Genomic DNA, 19,911 nt, shown 5'->3' on the forward strand with positions numbered 1-19,911 from the left:
CCGCGACGGGCTTCGGTAACGAGAAAACGCCGGAACGCCCGTGATTTGGGCGCCCGGCGCTTAAAAAGCATCGCCTTCTATTGCGACCTAGACATCGACCTCGGCGTCCAGGGCGTTTTCCTGGATGAACTCGCGGCGCGGCTCGACCAGGTCGCCCATCAGGCGACTGAACATCTCGTCGGCGTCGTCGGCGTGGTTGACGCGAACCTGCAGCAGGGTGCGGGCCTCGACATCCAGCGTCGTCTCCCACAGCTGGTCGGGATTCATCTCGCCCAGACCCTTGTAGCGCTGGATGCTCAGCCCCTTGCGACCGGCGTCCATCACGGCGGCGATCAGGTCCATCGGCCCCCGGACGGTGGTCGACTTGTCCTTGCGGCGGAACACGGCCCGGCCCGAGAAGATCTCGGCGAGAGCCCCGGCCCGCTCGGCCAGGCGACGGGCGTCGGCCGCGTGCAGCAGACCGTCGTCCAGCACCACGCTTTCAGTGACGCCGCGGCGTGTGCGCTTGAAGACAAAGGCCGTGTCGTTGCGTTCGCCGGTCCACGGGCCATCGCCTTCCTCGGCATAGAGGTCGAGGCGGGCCGCCGCGGCGGCGATGTCGGGCGTTTCGCCCAGCAGGCCCGCCAGGGCCGACTGCTCGATGGCGAACGACGGCGCGCGGGCGGCCAGGCGATCGATATTGCCCTTGGCCTGGCGGCACAGCTGCACCAGGGCCAGCAGGTCCTGGCCGGTGCGGCGCTCGCCCGAGGGCAGGTCCAGCTCGGCCCCGTCGACGCCCTCGTCGATCAGGAAGGCGTCCATCTCGCTGTCGTCCTTCAGATAGCGCGAGGACTTGCCCTTGGCGGCTTTGTAGAGCGGCGGCTGGGCGATGTAGATGTAGCCGCGCTCGATCAGCTCCGGCATCTGCCGGTAGAAGAAGGTCAGCAGCAGGGTGCGGATGTGGGCGCCGTCGACGTCGGCGTCGGTCATCAGCACGATCTTGTGGTAGCGCACCTTGTCCGGGTTGAAGTCGTCGCGGCCGATGCCAGCCCCCAGGGCCGTGATCAGCGTGCCGATCTGGTCGGACGACAGCATCTTGTCGAAGCGGGCGCGCTCGACGTTCAGTATCTTGCCGCGCAGCGGCAGGACGGCCTGGTTGTCGCGATTGCGGGCCTGCTTGGCCGAGCCGCCGGCCGAGTCACCCTCGACGATGAAGATCTCGGACTTGGCCGGGTCGCGCTCGGAGCAGTCGGCCAGCTTGCCGGGCAGTGACGTAATATCCAGCGCGCTCTTGCGGCGAGTCAGTTCGCGGGCCTTGCGGGCGGCTTCGCGGGCCGCGGCGGCTTCGGCGATCTTGGAAACGATAGCCCGGGCTTCGGCCGGATGCTCCTCAAACCACGTGGCCAGGCCTTCTTGCACCAGGCCTTCGACGGCAGGGCGCACTTCGGACGAGACCAGCTTGTCCTTGGTCTGCGAGCTGAACTTCGGGTCCGGCACCTTGACCGACAGCACGCAGGTCAGGCCTTCGCGGGCGTCTTCGCCGCCGACGCTGACCTTTTCCTTCTTGGTGATGCCCGAGCTCTCGGCATAGCCGGTGATGATCCGGGTCAGGGCCGCGCGGAAGGCCGACAAGTGCGTGCCGCCATCCCGCTGCGGGATGTTGTTGGTGAAGCACAGCATCTGCTCGTGGTAGCTGTCGTTCCACCACAGGGCGAGGTCGACCTCGACCTTGTCCTTGACGCCGCGCACCGAGATCGGGGCCTTGAGAAGCGGGGTCTTGACCTTGTCCAGGTGGCGGACGAAGGCCTCGATGCCGCCGTCATAGTGCAGCTTTTCTTCCCACGGCTCGGCGTCGCGCAGATCGCGGAAATAGATCGTCACGCCCGAATTCAGGAAGGCCAGCTCGCGCAGCCGGTGCTCCAGGGTCTTCCGGTCGAATTCGATGAACGCGAAGGTCGATCGCGACGGGAAGAAGGTCACTTCCGTGCCCGACAGCAGTTCGCCGGCCTTCGGCCCGTCCTCGCGCATCGGCGAGTCGCCGGTGACCTTCAGTGAGGTAACCGCGTCGCCGCGCTCGAAGCGCATCTGGTGGGCCTTGCCGCCCCGGTGAATCTTGAGCTCCAGCCAGTCCGACAAGGCGTTGACGACCGAGACGCCGACGCCGTGCAGGCCGCCTGAGACCTTGTAGCTGTTCTGGTCGAACTTACCGCCGGCGTGCAGCTGGGTCATGATGACCTCGGCCGCCGAGACGCCTTCGCCTTCGTGCATGTCGACCGGGATGCCGCGACCGTCGTCGGTGACCGTCACCGAGCCGTCGGCGTTGAGGATCACCTGGACCTTGGTGGCGTGACCGGCCAGGGCCTCGTCGATGGCGTTGTCGACCACCTCGTAGACCATGTGGTGCAGGCCCGAGCCGTCGTCGGTGTCGCCGATGTACATGCCAGGGCGCTTGCGGACGGCGTCCAGGCCCTTCAGGACCTTGATCGAATCCGCGCCGTACTGGGCGGCGGCTTCTTCGGTGGTCATTTCGGGGGCCGACACTTCGGGAACTTGGTCTTCGGTGTTCTCGGTCATTCGTCTTCCAGGGTGGTCAGGCCGGCATCGCCCACGCGAACGCCTAGCGCCCGACCCTTGAGATGGTCGAACAGCGACTCGTCCGTGCCGGTGAGGAAGGCCTGGAGCTTGAGCGCTGTGAGTTCGTCGGCCAGGGCTGCTCGACGGGTAAGGTCGAGATGCGCGGCGACTTCGTCGAGCAATATTACAGGATTCGGCGCGGATTCCGCACGCGAAAGTCGCGCTGCTTGGGCCAAAACCAGGTTCAAAATCAGGGCTTTTTGCTCCCCGGTGGAGCATTCCGCAGCCGGACGGTCCTTCTCGACGTGGAAGATGGCCAGATCGCCTCTGTGAGGGCCGGTCAAGGCGCGTCCGGCGGCCCCGTCGCGGGGGCGTGCGGCGGCCAGGGCGGCGGCCAGACGCTCCTCGATTTCCGCGAACGGGACCTCGTCCAGCGCCATCTTCTCCCACTCGCCGGTGAGCGTCAGGCGAGCCTGCGGGAACGGCCGGTCGCCGCGTCCGTCGATCTCGTTCTGCAGGGCCAGCAGCGTGCGAGCGCGGGCCTGGCTCAGCAAGGCGCCGGACTCCGCCAGCCGGGCCTCCAGGGCGTTCAGCCAGGTTGCGTCCGGCGCGCGACCGGCCTCGGCCGCATCGGTCAGCAGCCGCATGCGCTCGCGCTGGGCCTTGTCATAGGCGTTGGCGTTGGCCGCATGGCCAGGCTCGCCAGCGAAGACCAGCCGGTCGAAGAACCGCCGACGCTCGGAGGCGGCTTCCAGAAACAGGCGATCCTGGGCCGGCGTCAACCAGATCGGCCGGACGAGGTCGGCCAGGCGGCCGGGCGAGACGGTCTCGCCCTCAATACGCACGGTGCGGCGGGCGGCCCCACCCTGTTCCACGCCGGTGCCGATGCGGAGGGGAGCATCCTCACCGGACTCGACCTCGGCGGCCACGGCCCAGGCGCGGCCGACGGTCTCGCCGGGCATCCGCCGGCCGACTTCGGCCATGCTGGCGCCTCGCAGCCCCTTTCCGGGACTCAGCAGGCTGATCGCCTCGAGGAGGTTGGTCTTGCCGGCCCCGTTAGCCCCGAACAGGTAGACGCTACGCCCCTCGGTCTCGAGGCTGGCGCGCTCGTAGGAGCGGAAGTCCGTCAAGGTCAGGGAAAGCAAAGCGGCCGACGCCATGGCGCGTTCTTAAGCGGTGTCGCCGGCCGAAGCTACTCAGCCCATCTTGTAGCCGCAGAGCTTGTTGCCATCCAGGTCGCGGAAATAGGCGAAATAGACCTTGGGCATCCGCGCGCCCGGCGCGCCCTCGTCCGTGCCGCCCAGCTCCAGCGCCTTGGCGTGGAAGGCATCGACCTCCTCGACCGTATCGAAAGCGAAGCCGCCCATCATGCCGTTGCCGATGCAGGCCGGATTGCCGTCGTACGGACCCAGCACCCCGAACATGCAGCCATCACCACGATAGAGGCGGCCGCCGGACGGGTGCTCGAACAACGGCTTCATGCCGATCGAGCCCAGCAGGCCGTCATAGAAGGCCTTGGCCTTCTCCAGGTCGTTCGAGCCGACCGTCACGTAGTTAATCTTAGCCATGAGCACCTCCCGTTTTCTTGGAAAACGGACATTAGCGCGCTTATAACCAATCGCAATATGACCCTACGGCAGAGGGCGTCGTGGGCAATGTCGACCCCCGCCCCACGATGCCTCCGCAGTGCGCCAGACAGCAGAACGGGCGCCGAAGCGCCCGCTCTTCGTTCCTCAGGACTCCATCGCGAGATCAGACCCGCAGCGGCATCAGCACGTACTTCACGCCCGGGTCGACCGGATCGACCACCAGGGTCGGGCTGGCCGGGTCGGCGAAGCGGAACTCGGCGATCGGTCCGCCGATCTGGCCGCAGACGTCCAGCAGGTAGCGGGCGTTGAAGCCGATCTCGAAGGGCTCGCCGTCGTAATCAACCTCGACCTCTTCCACGGCCTGGCCGGCTTCCATGTTGCGGACGGTCAGGGTGATGCGGCCCGGCTCGATGGCCAGCTTCACAGAACGGCTCTTCTCGGCCGAGATGGTGGCCACCCGGTCGACAGCCTTGGCGAACAGGTCGTTGTCCAAGGTCAGGATCTTGGCGTTGTCGCGCGGGATGACGCGCAGATAGTCCGGGAAGGCGCCGTCGATGACCTTGGACGTCAGGGCGGCCTGGCCAAACTCGAAGCGGACCTTCTGGGGCGAAAGCTGCAGGTCGACCGTCTCGCCGGCCGATTCCATCAGGCGGCGGGCTTCTGCGATGGTCTTGCGCGGGATGATCACGCCCGGCAGGCCGGCAGCGCCTTCCGGCGCCGGCATCTCGGCCAGGGCCAGGCGGTGGCCGTCGGTGGCCACGGCGCGCAGCTTGGTCTCTCCGCCTTCATTGACCGTGTGGACGTAGAGGCCGTTCAGGTAATAGCGGGTCTCTTCGGTCGAGATCGCGAAGCGGGTCTTGTCGATCAGGCGGATCAGCTCGTTGGTGTCGACCGCGATCCGGCTGGAGAGGCCGTCGCTGCTCATCACCGGGAAGTCGCCGGCCGGCAGCACCGGCAGGTTGAAGCGCGAGCGGCCCGCCTGGATCACCAGGCGCGGATCGTCGCCGCTGAAGCTCAGCGAAACGTCGGCGCCGTCGGGCAGCTTGCGGACGATTTCATACAGGGTGTGGGCCGGCGCCGTGATCTGGCCGGGCACGTCGATCTGGGCGAAGCCCTCGTCGATGATCTCCATGTCCAGATCGGTGGCCGAGAAGGACAGGCGATCGCCCTCGGCCGACAGCAGGATATTCGACAGGATCGGAATGGTGTTGCGCCGCTCGACGACGCTCTGCACGTGACTCAGCGCCTTCAGGAGCGCCGCCCGTTCGATTGTAAGCTTCATAGTCCGGTCCAGATCGTGCGGGCTGAACGCAAGGAATCGCCCGCTACCCCCGTTGAGAATGGACCGCCGACATTATCGCAAAGCGCGGAGGGCGAAAGGGGGCGCGCCCGTCATTCGCGCGCCCCGCGGTCCGAAAAACGAAGCTTTCGGCCTCGTCAGGCCTTCTGGTCGAACGAACCGCCCGAGCTGTCGCCGTCCGCGCCGGCGCCGGCATACGGATTGGCGGCCGCCGAGGGCTCGTTGGCGGAGGGGCCGGTCGAGCCCTTAGCCGCCACGGCGACCATGGCCGGACGCACCAGGCGCCCCATCAGCTCGTAGCCGGCCTGCAGCACGGTGATCACGCCGCCGGCGGCGACGTCGGTCGCCGGCTGCTCCATCACGGCCTGGTGCAGGTGCGGATCGAACTTCTCGCCCTTGGCCGGCGCGATCTGCTTGAGGCCATTGCGTTCGAAGGCGCCGAGCAGCTCCTTCTCGGTCATCTCGACGCCGATGATGAAGTTCTTCACCGCCGCGTCGGTCGAGTCCTTGGGGCTGTGGGCCGTGGCGCGCGACAGGTTGTCGGCGACGCCCAGCAGGTCGCGGCCGAACTTCTGGATCGCGTAGGCGCGGGCGTCGTTCATCTCGCGCTCGGCGCGGCGCTTGGTGTTCTCCGCCTCGGCGGCGTAGCGCAGGGCCTGCTCCTTGAGCGCGGCCACTTCCAGCTGCAGCGCCGCGATCTCCTGCGACGCATCGCCAAAGTCTTCCGCGCCCTCGAAGGCGATGTCTTCAGCCGGCGTTTGCTCGTCGGTCATCTCGTACAGTCCTTATCCATCCATCATCCGTCCGAGCACCCGGGCGGTGTAGTCCACCAACGGAATGACTCGGGCGTAGTTCAAACGCGCGGGCCCGATCACGCCGATCGCGCCCAGCACCTTCTGTCGGCCCGTCATATAGGGCGCCGCGATCACCGAGGAACCCGAAAGCGAAAAGAGCCGCGTCTCCGCTCCGATATAGATGCGCACGCCCTCGGCGTCACGGACGTCGTCCAGCAGGCCGATCAGCTGGCCCTTCTGCTCCAGGTCGTCGAACAGCTGGCGCACGCGGTCGATGTCCTCGCGGGCCCGAGCGTTGACCAGGAGGTTCCCCTGCCCTCGCACGATCAGCGAGCGGGCGTCGCCCTCGCCGCCGCTCCAGGCGGCCAGCCCGTCCTCGACCAGGCGGGCGGCGGTCTCGTCCAGCTGGCGACGGGCGATGTCCAGCTCGCCGCCCATCTCGCTGCGCGCCTCGGACAGGGTGCGGCCGCGCAGGCGGGCGTTGAGGAAGTTGCTGGCCTCCTGAAGCGCCGAGGGCGTCACGCCGGGAGCCTGGCGCATCAGCCGGTTCTCGACCTGGCCGTCCTCGAACACCATGACCGCCAGCACCTGGCCGCCGCCCAGCGGCACGAACTCCACATGCTTGACCCCGCCTTCGCGGACGGGGGTGACGACGATGCCCGCCCCGCCGGCCAGGCCGGAGAGGATGGACGAGGCCTCGCCCAGGGCTTCCTCGAACGAGCGCCCCTTCACGGCCAGCCGCGCCTCGATGGCGCGCTTTTCCTCTTCGCCGATGTCGCCGACTTCCAGAAAGCCGTCGACGAACATCCGCAGGCCCGCGTGGGTCGGCATCCGACCGGCGCTGGTGTGAGGGGCGTCCAGCAGGCCCAGTTGCGCCAGGTCCTGCATGGTGTTGCGGATCGACGCCGGCGACAAAGCCAGGCCGCCCTTGGAAATGGTGCGCGACCCGACCGGCTCGCCGGTCTCCAGGTACGACTCCACCACCCGGCGGAAGATATCGCGGGCGCGGCTGTCCATCTCGCCAAGACCAGGCGCGGGGACGATCGGACCAGGGAAGAGATGCGTCATGTTCTAAAAGGCCATGAGGGGCGTGTCGTTTGGGACCCGGTCGGCGGACAAAAGCGGTCGGCCTCTTTCAACCGCGCCTCGCAATAGGATAAGCGGCCTGACACACACATTCAAAGCCCCTCCCTTTTCTAAAGACCGGAGTTTCTAGCATGCGTCCGTCCGAACGCGCCCCCGACCAGCTGCGCGCCGTTACGCTGGAAACTGGCGTCAACCGCTACGCCGAAGGCTCCTGCCTGATCAGCTTCGGCCACACCAAGGTGCTGGTCACCGCCACGGTCGAAGAAAACGTCCCGGGCTGGATGCGCAACAAGGGCGCCGGCTGGGTCACCGCCGAGTACGGCATGCTGCCCCGCGCCACCCACACCCGCGGCCGCCGCGAAGCCGCCGCCGGCAAGCAGACCGGCCGCACCCAGGAGATTCAGCGCCTGATCGGCCGCAGCTTGCGCGCCGTCGTCGACCTGAAGGCCCTGGGCGAACGCCAGATCAGCCTGGACTGCGACGTCATCCAGGCCGACGGCGGCACCCGCACCGCCGCCATCACCGGCGCCTGGGTCGCCCTGCGCCTGGCGGTCAACTACCTGCTGGCCGAAGGCGTGCTGAAGACCGACCCGATTCTGGGCCAGGTGGCGGCCGTCTCGTGCGGCGTCTTCAAGGACACCCCCGTCCTCGATCTCGACTACGAGGAAGACTCCAGCGCCGAGGCCGACAGCAACTTCGTCCTGACCGGTGTGGGCGACATCGTCGAGATCCAGGCCACCGGCGAAAAGCGCGGCTTCACTCGCGCCGAGTTCGAGACCCTGTTCGGCCTGGCCGAGAAGGGCATCAACGAGCTGTTCGTCATCCAACGGGCGGCGATCGAAGCCTAACGGCCGCCGTCCTTCCCGCAAGAAGAACGGGGTGGCCGCGCCATCCCGTTCGGGCCGCACTTGCCGGAACGGGGTAACGGTCCCAGATTCCAGATCCAAGGATTCAGGAGTTCTGCGTGACCACCCCGTTCGAAGGCCATGAAGTCGAAGCCCGCCTGCGCCCGTCGGCGGAGGCCTATCGCTTCGACCTGGACCAGGCGCTGGCCTCTATGGTGGCGCTGGAAGCGACCGTCCCGCCCGACGCCTATACGGCGGGCATCCTGGGGACCGAGCGCGTCGGCAATGGCGTGGTCATCGGCCCCGGCGGCCTGGTGCTGACCATGGCCTATCTGATCACCGAGGCGACGGATGTCATCCTCACCCGCAACGACGGCCGCCGCGTGCCGGCCCACGTGCTGGGCCTGGACGTTCGTTCCGGCCTGGGCCTGGTCCAGGCGCTGGAGCCGCTGGACCTGCCGGTCATGACCATCGGCAGCGCCAAGGACCTGGACACCGGCGACGCGATCATCGCCGCCGGCGCCGGCGGCCGCGCCCACGCGGTGGCCGGCAAGGTCCTGGCCCGCATGCCGTTCGCCGGCTACTGGGAATACCTGCTGGACGACGCCATCATCACCGGCCCGGCCCATCCGCACTGGAGCGGCGCGGCTCTGATCGGCCCCAAGGGCGACCTCGTCGGCCTCGGCTCCCTGACCCTGGAAGGCCGCGACAACGAAGGCCTGGCGCGGCCGATCAACATGTTCGTGCCCGCCGAGCTGCTGCCGCCGATCCTGGATGAACTGGCCCGCGGCCGCAGCCCGCATCCGCCGCGGCCGTGGCTGGGCGTCTTCGCCCAGGAGATGGACAGCCACGTCGTCATCGTCGGCATTTCGCCCAAGGGTCCGGCCGCCCGCGCCGAGCTGAAGGCTGGCGACCTGATCCTGGCCGTCGACGGCATGCCGGTCTCGACCCTGTCCGAATTCTACGAAACGATGTGGAGCCTGGGCGACGCCGGCGTCGGCGTGCCCCTGAAGGTCCTGCGCGAGGGCGACGCCTTCGAGGTCGAGATCCGCTCGATGGACCGCGCCAGCCTGCTGAAGAAGCGGCGGCTGAATTGATGCCCCTCGCCAAATGATGAGAGCCGCCCAATGAAAGGCCCGTGGGACCAACCCGACGCGCCCCCGCCGGCGGTCAGGTCAACGCCGCAAGGAGTCCCGCGTCATCGGCTCTGGCTGTGGCTAGGGCTGCTAGCCGCCATCGGCGCCTTGGCCTTCGCGCTCTGGCGCGCCTTTCCCGAGGCGATGCGGACCGGCGACGACAAGGCTGACCTCGTCTACCAGATCGGCGTCGTGGTGCTGGTCTCGACGGCGCTGCTGCGCGGCCTGCAGGGCTCGATCGGCCAGCACCTGAAATATGTCGCGATCTGGAGCGGGATCATCGCGGTCCTGGCGCTGGGCTACGCCTACCGCGCCGAGCTGGCCGAGGTCCCGCAAAGGCTCAAGCTGGCCTTCAATGTCGGCACGCCCGTAGCCGTAGGCGAGCGCACCCTGGTCGTCCCGCAAGGCGAAGGCGGCCACTATGTCGTCGACGGTCTGGTCAACGGCCAGCGCGTGCGGTTCATGGTCGACACCGGCGCGACCGAGACCGTGCTCAGCCCCGACGACGCCCGCCGCCTGGGCATTCCCCTCGACACCTTGAACTACGGCTATGAGACCGAGACCGCCAACGGCAAGGGCTATTCGGCCGCCTATGACGCCACCAGCCTGGAGATCGGCTCGATCAAGCTCGAGGGCTTCCGGGTGATGATCAACAAGGCGCCGATGAATGGCTCGCTGCTGGGGATGAGCTTCCTCAAGCGCCTGGACGCCTTCGAATTCCGCGACCGCCAGATGATCCTGAAGTGGCGCGAGGACGAGAAAGGGCGCGCCGTCTAGGCGCGCCCTCCCGCGAATTCGCCTAGCGCGGCTGCGGCGGGGCCACCCAGCCGTCGGCGTTGTCGATATAGGCCTTCCGGCTGACCTTGTCGTAGAGGCAGAGCTTGGCGTTGTTGGAGCCGCGCGAGCGGTCGGAGACCAGCACCGCGACCTTACCGACGCGGTCGTCGAAGCCGATGATCGGCGACGGCCGGGCGTTCCTGTAGCCCGAGGCGGCGACGCAGCTGCGGGTGACCCGCTGGTTGAACTCGGCCCAGGCGCCCGGGCTGGAGGCTTGGGCGGAGGCGGCGGCCGCGAGGGCGCCGACGGCGAATACAGAGGCGAAGATTACGCGAGTCACGGTCAATTTGCTGTTCCCAGGATGTCGAGGCGCCCCCGCCTCCCCCTTGAAACGCCTTGCCCCGTCGGCGGTTTCGTCGCGCGAGCCGAACTAGCCCTCGTCTTCGTCGTCATGCCCGCCAGCCGGACCATATTCGAAGGTCAGCAGGTCGCCGGGCTGGCATTGCAACTCGCGGCACAGGGCGTCCAGGGTCGAGAACCGGACGGCGCGGGCCTTGCCGGTCTTCAGGATGGAGAGGTTGGCGATCGTCACCCCCACGCGGTCGGAGAGCTCGGTCAGCGACATACGGCGGTCGAGCAGCACGCGGTCGAGGTTCACGCGGACAGGCATGCAGGATCGCTCCGGTTCAGATCGTGAGTTCGGCTTCGCGACGAAGGCGGGCGCCCTCGCGGAAGACCTCGGCCAGGACGAAGACGACCAGCACCGAGAACCAGGCGGTCAGGGTGAAGCTGTCGTCGATGACCTTGGCCTTGGGGGCCAGCCAGCGGGCCATGCCCGAAAAGACGTACCGCCCGACCTCGAGGCCCGCCAGGACGAGGCCGATCAGGCGCAGGCGGACGACATTGTCGGGGTGGAAGGGGTCGCCGGCCGTCAGGGTGGCGAAGATCTTGCGCAGGCGCTCGACAATGACCATCCAGCCGCCCAGAAGCAGCGCCCAGGCGGCCAGGGCGCCGGCGAACAGGGGTCCATCGCGGCTGATGGCCTCGACGGCGTCGCTGATCGGCAACATCGAGGCGAGAAGTTCGGGGTTGAAGCTGAACAGCAGGGCGACCAGCGTGAACAGCGACAGCAGACTGACAAAGATCCACAGGCCGACGTAGATCACGTCGAGGATGATCTTCAGAAAACTCGATACGGAGCCTGGGCCCAAGGCGCGCATGGCTGCTTCCCCCCGACAGCAACGCTAAGCAAATTGCCCCGCGTCGCGGCGGGCGTCAAAAAACCCAGTCTCGGCTCTGAAACCCTTACGCCGCCTAAAGCGTCTGCACCACGAAGGCCACGGCCGACACCGGCACGGCCACGAGAAGCGCGGCGGTGATGACGGTCATGAGGACCTTGTCGGCGATGCGGAACAGGCGGGCGGCGGACATCGGGTTTTCCAGTTTGGAGACGTGGACGGGGTCGAGCCATTTCGGCCTCTATCCACAGCTCAACAGATAGAGCGCGATTCCGGTTCCGCCAATGTCGTTTATCGAGAAACGATATTAAACTCTGGTAATGATGCACGGTCGCGCGGGACAGTTGCCGTTGGGTCACAGTGGTGTCGACGGCGGTCGTCAAGGCGCGGTAAGGAAGCGCTTCGGAGTGCGTTTAGGGAGATGTCGGATGGCGCTGAAGCTTGAACCGGGCGCGAAGCTTGTGCTGGCCACCCACAACCCCGGCAAGGCCCCCGAGATCGCCGCCCTGCTGGACGGCCGCTTCGAGATCATCACCGCCGGTCAGCTGGGCCTGCCCGAGCCCGACGAGACCGAGAGCACCTTCGTCGGCAACGCCCTGCTGAAGGCCCGCCACGCGGCCGACCGCTCGGGCTTGCCGGCCCTGGCCGACGACAGTGGCCTGTCGGTCAAGGCGCTGGACGGCGCGCCGGGCATCTTCTCGGCCCGCTGGGCCGGCCCCTCCAAGGATTTCGTCACGGCCATGCAGAATGTCGAGACGCGGTTGGAGGAGATGGGCTCCGACGACCGCGCGGCCTGGTTCACCTCGGCCCTGGCCGTCGCCTGGCCGAACGGTCCGGCCCTGGTGGTCGAGGGTCGTGTCGACGGGACCCTTGTGTTCCCCGGTCGCGGGACGCGCGGCTTCGGCTACGATCCGATCTTCATGCCCGAAGGCGAGACTATGACCTTCGGCGAGATGGAGCCGGCCGCCAAGGACGCTATCAGCCACCGCGCCCGCGCCTTCGCCAAGCTGAAGGCGGCGCTGTTTGACTGATCCCTCCAGGGCCGCGCTGGGCGTCTATGTCCACTGGCCGTACTGCGCGCGCATCTGCCCCTATTGCGACTTCAACGTCGTGCGCGATCGGGGCAAGACCGACGAGCAGGCGGCGCTGGCCGACGCCATCGTGGCCGACCTGGAAGCCCAGCGCGCCCTGACCGGTGAGCGAACCTTGCTTTCGATCTTCTTCGGCGGCGGCACCCCTTCGCTGATGGACCCCGTCCAGGTCGCCCGGGTGATCGACGCCGCCAAGCGCCTGTGGTCGCCGGTCGCCGACCTGGAGATCAGCCTGGAGGCCAACCCGACCGATGCAGAGGCCGATCGGTTCAAGGCCCTGGCCGACGCCGGGATCCAGCGCCTGTCGCTCGGCGTCCAGGCGCTGGACGATGAGTCCCTCAAGGCCCTGGGCCGCAACCACGACGCCGGCGCGACGCGGCGGGCGATCACGGCGGCCACCAAGGCCTTCCCGCGCCTGTCGATCGACCTGATCTACGCCCGCCCCGGCCAGACCGACGCGGCGTGGCGCGCCGAACTTTCCGAAGCCATCGCGCTCGGCCCCGAGCACGTCTCGCCCTACCAACTGACCATCGAGGCGGGCACCGCCTTCGACCGCGCCGTCGGGCGCGGGACGCTGGTCGTGCCCGACGAGGACCTGGCCGCCACCCTGTTCGAGACCACCCAGGAGATCCTGGAAGCCGCCGGCTTCGACGCCTACGAGGTCTCCAACCACGCCAAGGGCCAGGCCGCCCGCTCACGGCACAACCTCGTCTACTGGCGCGGCGTCGACTATGTCGGCGTCGGCCCTGGCGCTCACGGTCGCCTCGCCCTGCCCGAAGGCCGCGCGGCGACCGTCGCCCACCGCGCCATCAAGGACTATGTCGCCGCCGTGGCCGAGACCGGCGTCGGCTTCGCGCGCGAGACCCTGACCCCCGAAGAGGCCGCCGAGGAGCGCCTGGTTTTGGGCCTGCGGATCGACGACGGCGTCAGCTTCGACGAAATGACCCCGCTGGGCCTGACTCCTGACCTGCCCAAGGTCCGTGACCTGGTCGAAGCCGGCCTGCTGGTCGACGATCGCAACCGATTGCGCGCCACCCGCGCCGGCCGCCTGGTGCTGGATCGGCTGACAGGCGCGCTCGCGACCTGATATGGGTTCATTCCGCCGACCAAAGGACACTGAGCGTTGAGCCGTCAGCTACCCCCGCCAGCCCTGTCCGACGCGCCCCTGGCGCCCGGCCTCTATCTGGTGGCGACGCCGATTGGCAACCTGCGCGACATCACCCTGCGGGCGCTGGACGTGCTGGCCGCCTGCGACGTTCTGCTCGCCGAGGACACCCGCGTCACCGGCAAGCTGCTGGCGGCCTATGCCATCAAGACCAAGCTGGAACGCCACGACGAACACGTCGCCGAACGCGCCATCCCGCGCATCCTGGAACGGCTCGAGGCCGGCGAGCGGGTGGCCCTGGTCTCGGACGCCGGCACCCCGATGGTCTCCGACCCCGGCTACCGCCTGGCCAAGGAAGCGATCGCCGCCGGTCATCCGGTGATCCCGATCCCCGGCGCTTCCGCCGCCCTCGCGGCGCTCACCTTGGCCGGCCTGCCGACCGACCGCTTCCTGTTCGCCGGCTTCCCGCCGCCCAAGAGCGCGGCGCGGCGGACCTTCTTCGAGGAATTCGCCAGCACCCGCGCCACCCTGATCTTCTACGAAGGCGCCTCGCGGGTCGACGACTGCCTGGCCGACATGGCCGCCGTGTTCGGCGCAACGCGCCCGGCGGCCGTGTGCCGCGAGCTGACCAAGCTCTATGAGACCTGCATTCGCGGGCCGCTCGCCGAACTGGCCGCCGACCCGCGCTTCGCCGCGCCCAAGGGCGAGATCGTCATCCTGGTGGGTCCCGGGGCCGAGGAACTGGCCACCGCCGACGACGCCGAGGCCGCCCTGCGCGAGGCCATGGCCCGCCTGCCCCTGGGCGAGGCCGCCTCCGAGGTCGCCAAGGCGCTGGGCCTGTCCCGCAAGGACCTCTACCGCCAGGCGCTGGCCCTCAAGGAAGAGAGCTGATGGTCGCCGGCGCCCGACCGGCCAAGGCTCGCCAAGCTCGGGGTGCGGCCGCGCGCAAGCTCGGCCGTCGGGCCGAGGTGGTGGCGGCCCTGTGGCTGATGGCCAAGGGCTACCGCATCCTGGGCTTCCGCCTGGCCACGCCGCTGGGCGAAATCGACCTGCTGGCGCAACGCGGCAAGGTGCTGGCCGTTGTGGAGGTCAAGCAGAGGACGACGATCGAGGACGCCCTGGACGCCGTGACGCCGACCCAGCGCGACCGTCTGCGCCGCGCCGCCGCCCATCTCAGCGCGCACCGCCTGGCGCTGCGTGACCTGTCCGTGCGTCTCGACCTGATCGCACTGGCGCCCGGCCGCGCGCCGCGCCACCTCGCCAACGCCTGGCCCGATGGTTTTGGGGCTGGGGCGTGACATGACCCGCGACGAGGCCGAAGAGATCCTGACCAAGGCCGGCGAAGGACCCGACGCGGGCTTCCCGCTGTTCGAGGCGGCCCTGGCCTGCGCGGTTCACGACGACCCCAGCCGCGACACAGGTCCGGCGCTCGACCTGGCCCGGGACGCCGCCGAGCGTCTGCGCCGCCGGGCCGAGAACGAGTCGCCCGAAGAGGCCGTGGCCGAGACCCTGGCCGGCGACCTGCGCCTGACCGGCGACGTCCTGACCTACGACCACCCCGACAACGCCGACGTCATCGCCATCGCCGAGCGCCGCAAGGGCCTGCCGGTGGCCCTGGGCGTCTTCTACCTGCACGCCGCCCGTCAGGTCGGGCTGGAGCTCCACGGCGTCGACTTCCCCGGTCACTTCCTGCTGCGCATCGAGACCGAGGAAGGGCCGCTGGCGCTGGACCCCTTCAGCGAGGGCCGGGTGGTGCTGCCGTCCGAGCTGTCGCGCCGGGCCCTGCGGACGGGCCTGATGCCCGACGTGGCCTCGCGGCTGGAACTGCTGATGGCGCCGATCTCGGACCGCGCCGTGCTGATCCGCCTGCAGAACAACATCTTCGCCCGCGCCCAGCAGGCCCGCGACTGGCCCCGGGCCGAGCGCTCGGCCCTGCGCCGCGCCCTGCTCAACCCCGCCGACCACCGCCCCTGGCTGGACGTCGCCGCCGCCCGCGAGGGCCAGGGCGCCCTGGCCGGCGCCCTGCAGGCCCTCTCGCGCGCCCAGACTTTGGACGGCGGCGCGGCCATCGCGGCCCGGGCTCAGCGGGAACGGGTGAGGCTGCGGTTGAACTGACTTCACCTACCCCGTTGGACGGGGGAGGAAGAACGCCTAACTAAGCCGTCGCTACAGAACCCCAGGAGCCCCCATGTCGCTGCGAGTCGCCGTCCAGATGGATCCCGTCCTGGGGATCAACATCGACACCGACACGACCTTCCTGATGATGATGGAAGCCCAGGAACGCGGTCATAAGCTGTGGGTCTACACGCCCGACAAGCTGTCGCAGGAAGATGGCCGCGTGTTCGCGCGCGCCCAGTCCCTGGAGCTGTCGGCCGTCCACGGCGCGCACGCCAAGCTGGGCGAGAGCGTGATCCTAGACATGAAGGACGACATCGACGTCGTGCTGATGCGCCAGGACCCGCCGTTCGACATGGCCTACATCACGGCCACCCATTTCCTGGACAAGATCCATCCCCACACCCTGGTGGTGAACAACCCGACCGAGGTGCGCAACGCGCCCGAAAAGCTGTTCGTCACCGACTTCCCCGGCGTGCAGCCGCCGACCCTGATCACTTCGGACCACGAGGCGATCTACGATTTCCGCGCCCGCCACGGCGACATCGTGCTGAAGCCGCTCTACGGCGGCGGCGGCTCGGGCGTGGCTCGTCTGCTGGCGGATGATCCCAATCTCGACGCCCTGCTGGAACTGCACGCCATGATCGGCCGCGAGCAGGTCATCGCCCAGAAGTTCGTGCCCGCCGTCAGCAAGGGCGACAAGCGCGTCCTGCTGGTCGACGGCGAGCCGGTCGGCGCGATCAATCGTGTGCCCGCGACGGGCCAAGTCCGCTCCAATCTTCGCGTCGGCGGCCGCGCCGAGGCGGTAGACCTGACGGCCCGCGACCTGGAGCTCTGCAAGATCATCGGTCCCGAGCTAAAGCGCCGTGGACTGATCTTTGTCGGCATTGACGTGATCGGCGAGTACCTGACGGAAATCAACGTCACGTCGCCTACGGGCGCGCAACAACTCAAGCGCTTTACGGGCGTCAACGCCGCAGCGGTACTCTGGGATCGAATTGAGGAGATCCGCCGCGTCGGTGGGTAACTCTACGGAAAGGCGTTCTTTTCCCGAAACGTTCGTTTTTCGTTCTTGCTCCATTTCAGCGGCTATGCTGTGACTTGTGGATAAATCAAATATCCGCAAGGGGTTAGGATGGCGGCCAGGGTGGTCACGGTCGCGTTCGAGGGCGTGGAGGCCCGGCGCGTCGATGTCGAGGTGCAGCTGACCACGGGACAGCAGGTCTTCGTCATTGTCGGCCTGGCCGACAAGGCCGTCGCCGAGAGTCGCGAGCGGGTGCGCGGGGCCTTCGCGGGCCTTGGCCTGTCGTTGCCGGGCAAGCGCATCGTCGCCAACCTGGCGCCGGCCGACATGCCCAAGGAGGGCACGCACTTCGACCTGCCGATCGCCCTGGCGGTGATGTCCGCGATCGGCGTGATCCCGATGGACGCCCTCGACGGCTGGGCGGCGATGGGCGAGCTCTCGCTGGACGGCCGCATCGTGCCAGCGGCGGGCGCTTTGCCGGCGGCGATGGCGGCGGGCGCCATGGGCCTGGGCCTGATCTGTCCGGAAGCCTCCGGCCCCGAGGCGGCCTGGGCCGGCGAGACGCGGATCCTGGCCCCGCGCTCCCTGGTGTCGCTGATCAACCACTTCCGGGGCAGCCAGATCCTGTCCGCCCCGGCGCCCGGTCCGATCGTCGAGGGCGAACGCCCCAAGGACCTGCGCGACGTCAAGGGCCAGGAGCAGGCCAAGCGGGCGCTGGAGATCGCCGCCGCCGGCGGCCACAACCTGCTGTTCGTCGGCCCGCCCGGCTCGGGCAAGTCGATGCTGGCCCAGCGCCTGCCGGGACTCCTGCCGCCGCTGAGTTCCAAGGAGCTGCTGGAGACCTCGATGGTCCATTCGGTGGCGGGCCTGATCGCGCGCGGCGCCCTGACCCGCGACCGGCCGTTCCGCAGCCCGCATCACAGCGCCAGCATGGCCGCCCTGACCGGCGGCGGGCTGAAGGCCAAGCCCGGCGAGGTGTCGCTGGCGCACAACGGCGTGCTGTTCCTCGACGAGCTTCCCGAGTTCGGCGTCCAGGCCCTGGACAGCCTGCGCGCGCCGCTGGAGACGGGCGAGGTGATGGTGGCCCGCGCCAATGCCCACATCCGCTACCCGGCCCGGGTGCAGCTGGTGGCGGCCATGAACCCCTGCCGCTGCGGTCACGGCGGGGCCGGACGGGGCGCTTGCGGCAAGGCGCCCCGGTGCCAGCGCGACTATCAGGGCCGGGTCTCAGGCCCGCTGATGGACCGCATCGACCTGGCCGTCGACATGCCCGCCGTCACCGCCGCCGACCTTTCCCTGCCGCCGCCTGCCGAAGGCTCGGCCGAGGCCGCCGCGCGGGTGGCGAGGGCGCGGGCGCTGCAGCAGGACCGCGCCGACGCCCTGGAGGTCGCTGACGGCCTGAACGGGCGGGCCGAAGGCGCTTTCCTTGAGAAGATCACCGCCCTCGACACGCCCGGTCGCGCCCTGCTGGCCCAGGCCGCCGAAGCCGGCCGGATCAGCGCCCGTGGCTGGACCCGCACCCTGCGCCTGGCCCGCACCATCGCCGACCTGGAAGGCGCCGACGCCGTCCGCCGCGTCCATGTCGCCGAGGCCCTGGCCTATCGGCGGACCACGACGCCGGGAGAAGAAAGCTTCGCGCCGATGACCCGCGTTTGACCGCCCGTTAAGCCGCGCCCGGTAACCTTGATCTTCATGAGCGAACAGAAACCCGGCGTCACGCCCGAGCAGCTGGCCACCCTGAGCCACGAGTTCCGCACCCCGCTGAACGGCGTGCTGGGCATGGCGCGCCTGCTGGAAAACACCAAGCTGACGGCCGAGCAGCGGTCCTATGTCACCGCCCTGCGCGAGAGCGGCGACCATCTGCTGTCGCTAGTCAATGACGTGCTGCACTTCGCCCGCCTGGGCGCGGCCTCGATCGAGCTCAGCCTGACCCCGGTCGATATCGAGGGTCTGCTGCGCCAGGTCGCCGAGCTGATGAGCCCGCGGGCCCACGAGAAGGGCATCGAGATCGCCTGGGCCGTGCCGACGCCCCTGCCGACCATCCAGGCCGACGAAGGCCGCCTGCGCCAGATCCTGCTGAACTTCGCCGGCAACGCGGTGAAGTTCACCGAGGCCGGCGGCGTACTGTTGACGGCGACCGCCACCCCGCCCCCGCAGGGAGAAGAGGGGGGCCGCATCCGCTTCTCGGTCGCCGACACCGGCCCCGGGGTCGCACCTGAGGCCCGGCAGCGGATCTTCGACGCCTTCGTCCAGACCGACATCACCCACGCCACCCAGCTGGGCGGCGCGGGCCTGGGCCTGGCCATCGTGGCCACGCTCACCAAGGCCATGAACGGCGAGGTCGGGGTCGGCGGCGAACTGGGCCAGGGCGCCGAGTTCTGGTTCGAGGCGCCCTTTGAGTTGGCCGCTCCCGCCGTTCGGGCGGCGCCGCTGGACGGTCGCGCCGTCGCCATCGCCTCGCCCAACGCCATCGTCCGCACCGCCACCGCCCGCCAGATCGAGGCCGCCGGCGGCCGCGCCTTCGCCGCCGTCGACATCGCCTCGGCCCTGTCGGGCGCGCCGGCCGACGCCGTGCTGCTGATCGACGCGGCGCTGTCGGGGCCGCGCGGCGCCCTGAAGCCGCCGGCCGGCCGCAAGGCCGTGGTGTTGCTGACCCCGGAACAGCGCGACCGGATCGAGCCCCTCAAGACCGCCGGCTTCTCGGGCTATCTGATCAAGCCGCTGCGCGCCGCCTCGCTGGTCGAGCAGGTGCTGCGGGCCGGGACCACCGAGACGGCCGCGACGGAAGAGCCCGCCCACGACGACCGCATCGCCGGGGCCGTCGCCCAGGGCGTGCGCGTGCTGCTGGCCGAGGACAATCCGATCAACGCCCTGCTGGCCCGCACCCTGCTGGAGCGCGAAGGCTGCAAGGTCGACCGCGTCGCCGACGGCGAGCAGGCCGTGGCCGCCGCCTCGGCCGGGGCCTATGACCTGATCCTGATGGACCTGCGGATGCCCGGCATGTCCGGCGTCGAGGCCGCCAAGGCCCTGCGCGCCAAGGGCGTGGCCTCGCCGATCGCCGCCCTGACCGCCGACGCCTTCGACGAGGACAAGCGCACCTGCCTGGCCGCCGGCATGGACGACTTCCTGGTCAAACCCCTCACCCAAGAGGCCCTGCGCGACGCGCTCAAGCGCTGGACGACAGGGGGGGTCTCCAGCGGCTGGACGAAAACCGCGACGCGAGCCAAGGTCGCCGGCTAAAGGCGAGGGCGCTTCTCC

Annotated in this window: 21 protein-coding genes; 11 read left to right on the top strand and 10 right to left on the bottom strand. The window is 69.1% G+C overall.

Annotation, left to right across the window (positions count from 1 at the left end; translation table 11 throughout):
* Positions 1-87: 87 nt before the first annotated feature.
* The 6 genes from gyrB to hrcA form a co-directional block, all read right to left on the bottom strand.
* Complete coding sequence (gene gyrB, locus CSW62_RS23390; RefSeq protein ID WP_199170680.1) at positions 88-2,553, bottom strand: DNA topoisomerase (ATP-hydrolyzing) subunit B; 2,466 nt, start codon at positions 2,551-2,553, stop codon at positions 88-90.
* Positions 2,550-3,713, bottom strand: coding sequence for a DNA replication/repair protein RecF (gene recF / locus CSW62_RS23395; RefSeq protein ID WP_099581872.1), 1,164 nt, complete (start codon positions 3,711-3,713; stop codon positions 2,550-2,552). Before recF ends, gyrB begins: the two co-directional genes overlap by 4 nt.
* 36 nt (positions 3,714-3,749) lie before the next feature.
* The gene (locus tag CSW62_RS23400; RefSeq protein ID WP_099581873.1) at positions 3,750-4,121 is read right to left on the bottom strand and encodes a VOC family protein; all 372 of its coding nucleotides are present in this window, start codon (positions 4,119-4,121) and stop codon (positions 3,750-3,752) included.
* A gap of 184 nt (positions 4,122-4,305) precedes the next feature.
* Positions 4,306-5,424 carry a DNA polymerase III subunit beta gene (dnaN, locus tag CSW62_RS23405; protein ID WP_099581874.1) on the bottom strand — a complete coding sequence of 373 codons (1,119 nt, stop codon included), beginning with the start codon at positions 5,422-5,424 and terminating at the stop codon, positions 4,306-4,308.
* Between the two features lie 155 nt (positions 5,425-5,579).
* Entirely contained in the window at positions 5,580-6,215 is a 636-nt protein-coding gene (grpE, locus tag CSW62_RS23410; RefSeq protein ID WP_099581875.1) for a nucleotide exchange factor GrpE, read from the bottom strand.
* Between the two features lie 12 nt (positions 6,216-6,227).
* A complete protein-coding gene (hrcA, locus tag CSW62_RS23415; protein WP_099581876.1) occupies positions 6,228-7,304 on the bottom strand; it encodes a heat-inducible transcriptional repressor HrcA in 1,077 nt (358 codons plus the stop codon).
* Between the two features lie 149 nt (positions 7,305-7,453).
* Between hrcA and rph the strand changes: the two genes are divergently transcribed.
* The 3 genes from rph to CSW62_RS23430 all read left to right on the top strand — a co-directional run bounded on the left by rph (position 7,454) and on the right by CSW62_RS23430 (position 10,080).
* Complete coding sequence (gene rph / locus CSW62_RS23420) at positions 7,454-8,170, top strand: ribonuclease PH (protein WP_099581877.1); 717 nt, start codon at positions 7,454-7,456, stop codon at positions 8,168-8,170.
* A gap of 116 nt (positions 8,171-8,286) precedes the next feature.
* Positions 8,287-9,264 (top strand): S1C family serine protease, encoded by a 978-nt coding sequence (locus tag CSW62_RS23425; RefSeq protein WP_099581878.1) that lies wholly within the window; start codon positions 8,287-8,289, stop codon positions 9,262-9,264.
* A 30-nt stretch (positions 9,265-9,294) separates the two neighbouring features.
* A complete protein-coding gene (locus tag CSW62_RS23430; protein WP_099581879.1) occupies positions 9,295-10,080 on the top strand; it encodes a TIGR02281 family clan AA aspartic protease in 786 nt (261 codons plus the stop codon).
* A 22-nt stretch (positions 10,081-10,102) separates the two neighbouring features.
* Here CSW62_RS23430 and CSW62_RS23435 read toward each other — a convergent pair whose 3' ends face one another.
* From CSW62_RS23435 to CSW62_RS23450, 4 genes are all read right to left on the bottom strand, one after another.
* Positions 10,103-10,426: a hypothetical protein gene (locus CSW62_RS23435; protein ID WP_099581880.1), complete on the bottom strand. Its 324-nt coding sequence runs from the start codon at positions 10,424-10,426 to the stop codon at positions 10,103-10,105.
* Positions 10,427-10,510: 84 nt separating this feature from the next.
* Positions 10,511-10,750 carry a helix-turn-helix transcriptional regulator gene (locus CSW62_RS23440; RefSeq protein ID WP_099581881.1) on the bottom strand — a complete coding sequence of 80 codons (240 nt, stop codon included), beginning with the start codon at positions 10,748-10,750 and terminating at the stop codon, positions 10,511-10,513.
* A 16-nt stretch (positions 10,751-10,766) separates the two neighbouring features.
* Complete coding sequence (locus CSW62_RS23445) at positions 10,767-11,300, bottom strand: DUF2975 domain-containing protein (protein WP_099581882.1); 534 nt, start codon at positions 11,298-11,300, stop codon at positions 10,767-10,769.
* 94 nt (positions 11,301-11,394) lie between these two features.
* Positions 11,395-11,511 (bottom strand): hypothetical protein, encoded by a 117-nt coding sequence (locus CSW62_RS23450; RefSeq protein ID WP_099581883.1) that lies wholly within the window; start codon positions 11,509-11,511, stop codon positions 11,395-11,397.
* 235 nt (positions 11,512-11,746) lie between these two features.
* On the opposite strand from CSW62_RS23450, the gene rdgB reads away from it, so the two are divergent.
* The 8 genes from rdgB to CSW62_RS23490 all read left to right on the top strand — a co-directional run bounded on the left by rdgB (position 11,747) and on the right by CSW62_RS23490 (position 19,893).
* Positions 11,747-12,349, top strand: a complete 603-nt coding sequence (rdgB, locus tag CSW62_RS23455; protein WP_099581884.1) for an RdgB/HAM1 family non-canonical purine NTP pyrophosphatase — start codon at positions 11,747-11,749, stop codon at positions 12,347-12,349.
* The gene (hemW, locus tag CSW62_RS23460) at positions 12,342-13,496 is read left to right on the top strand and encodes a radical SAM family heme chaperone HemW (protein ID WP_099581885.1); all 1,155 of its coding nucleotides are present in this window, start codon (positions 12,342-12,344) and stop codon (positions 13,494-13,496) included. Before rdgB ends, hemW begins: the two co-directional genes overlap by 8 nt.
* A 36-nt stretch (positions 13,497-13,532) precedes the next feature.
* Positions 13,533-14,405 (top strand): 16S rRNA (cytidine(1402)-2'-O)-methyltransferase, encoded by an 873-nt coding sequence (rsmI, locus tag CSW62_RS23465; RefSeq protein WP_099581886.1) that lies wholly within the window; start codon positions 13,533-13,535, stop codon positions 14,403-14,405.
* Positions 14,405-14,812, top strand: coding sequence for a YraN family protein (locus CSW62_RS23470; RefSeq protein WP_099581887.1), 408 nt, complete (start codon positions 14,405-14,407; stop codon positions 14,810-14,812). Before rsmI ends, CSW62_RS23470 begins: the two co-directional genes overlap by 1 nt.
* Position 14,813: 1 nt before the next feature.
* Entirely contained in the window at positions 14,814-15,629 is an 816-nt protein-coding gene (locus tag CSW62_RS23475; RefSeq protein ID WP_099581888.1) for a SirB1 family protein, read from the top strand.
* Positions 15,630-15,702: 73 nt separating this feature from the next.
* Positions 15,703-16,656 carry a glutathione synthase gene (gene gshB, locus CSW62_RS23480; protein ID WP_099581889.1) on the top strand — a complete coding sequence of 318 codons (954 nt, stop codon included), beginning with the start codon at positions 15,703-15,705 and terminating at the stop codon, positions 16,654-16,656.
* 108 nt (positions 16,657-16,764) lie between these two features.
* The gene (locus CSW62_RS23485; RefSeq protein WP_099581890.1) at positions 16,765-18,309 is read left to right on the top strand and encodes a YifB family Mg chelatase-like AAA ATPase; all 1,545 of its coding nucleotides are present in this window, start codon (positions 16,765-16,767) and stop codon (positions 18,307-18,309) included.
* A 36-nt stretch (positions 18,310-18,345) separates the two neighbouring features.
* Positions 18,346-19,893, top strand: coding sequence for a response regulator (locus tag CSW62_RS23490; RefSeq protein WP_099582437.1), 1,548 nt, complete (start codon positions 18,346-18,348; stop codon positions 19,891-19,893).
* Positions 19,894-19,911 lie beyond the last annotated feature (18 nt).

The organism is Caulobacter sp. FWC2 (assembly GCF_002742625.1).
Taxonomy (GTDB): domain Bacteria; phylum Pseudomonadota; class Alphaproteobacteria; order Caulobacterales; family Caulobacteraceae; genus Caulobacter.

What these genes read in the sequence shown, in the direction of transcription:
- recF (WP_099581872.1), bottom strand. Translation starts at nt 3,713, where the DNA reads ATGGCGTCGGCCGCTTTGCTTTCCCTGACCTTGACGGACTTCCGCTCC.
- gyrB (WP_199170680.1), bottom strand. Translation starts at nt 2,553, where the DNA reads ATGACCGAGAACACCGAAGACCAAGTTCCCGAAGTGTCGGCCCCCGAA.
- CSW62_RS23450 (WP_099581883.1), bottom strand. Translation starts at nt 11,511, where the DNA reads ATGTCCGCCGCCCGCCTGTTCCGCATCGCCGACAAGGTCCTCATGACC.
- grpE (WP_099581875.1), bottom strand. Translation starts at nt 6,215, where the DNA reads ATGACCGACGAGCAAACGCCGGCTGAAGACATCGCCTTCGAGGGCGCG.
- rph (WP_099581877.1), top strand. Translation starts at nt 7,454, where the DNA reads ATGCGTCCGTCCGAACGCGCCCCCGACCAGCTGCGCGCCGTTACGCTG.
- CSW62_RS23400 (WP_099581873.1), bottom strand. Translation starts at nt 4,121, where the DNA reads ATGGCTAAGATTAACTACGTGACGGTCGGCTCGAACGACCTGGAGAAG.
- CSW62_RS23445 (WP_099581882.1), bottom strand. Translation starts at nt 11,300, where the DNA reads ATGCGCGCCTTGGGCCCAGGCTCCGTATCGAGTTTTCTGAAGATCATC.
- CSW62_RS23485 (WP_099581890.1), top strand. Translation starts at nt 16,765, where the DNA reads ATGGCGGCCAGGGTGGTCACGGTCGCGTTCGAGGGCGTGGAGGCCCGG.
- CSW62_RS23490 (WP_099582437.1), top strand. Translation starts at nt 18,346, where the DNA reads ATGAGCGAACAGAAACCCGGCGTCACGCCCGAGCAGCTGGCCACCCTG.
- CSW62_RS23475 (WP_099581888.1), top strand. Translation starts at nt 14,814, where the DNA reads ATGACCCGCGACGAGGCCGAAGAGATCCTGACCAAGGCCGGCGAAGGA.
- CSW62_RS23430 (WP_099581879.1), top strand. Translation starts at nt 9,295, where the DNA reads ATGAAAGGCCCGTGGGACCAACCCGACGCGCCCCCGCCGGCGGTCAGG.
- rdgB (WP_099581884.1), top strand. Translation starts at nt 11,747, where the DNA reads ATGGCGCTGAAGCTTGAACCGGGCGCGAAGCTTGTGCTGGCCACCCAC.
- CSW62_RS23440 (WP_099581881.1), bottom strand. Translation starts at nt 10,750, where the DNA reads ATGCCTGTCCGCGTGAACCTCGACCGCGTGCTGCTCGACCGCCGTATG.
- dnaN (WP_099581874.1), bottom strand. Translation starts at nt 5,424, where the DNA reads ATGAAGCTTACAATCGAACGGGCGGCGCTCCTGAAGGCGCTGAGTCAC.
- hrcA (WP_099581876.1), bottom strand. Translation starts at nt 7,304, where the DNA reads ATGACGCATCTCTTCCCTGGTCCGATCGTCCCCGCGCCTGGTCTTGGC.
- gshB (WP_099581889.1), top strand. Translation starts at nt 15,703, where the DNA reads ATGTCGCTGCGAGTCGCCGTCCAGATGGATCCCGTCCTGGGGATCAAC.
- CSW62_RS23470 (WP_099581887.1), top strand. Translation starts at nt 14,405, where the DNA reads ATGGTCGCCGGCGCCCGACCGGCCAAGGCTCGCCAAGCTCGGGGTGCG.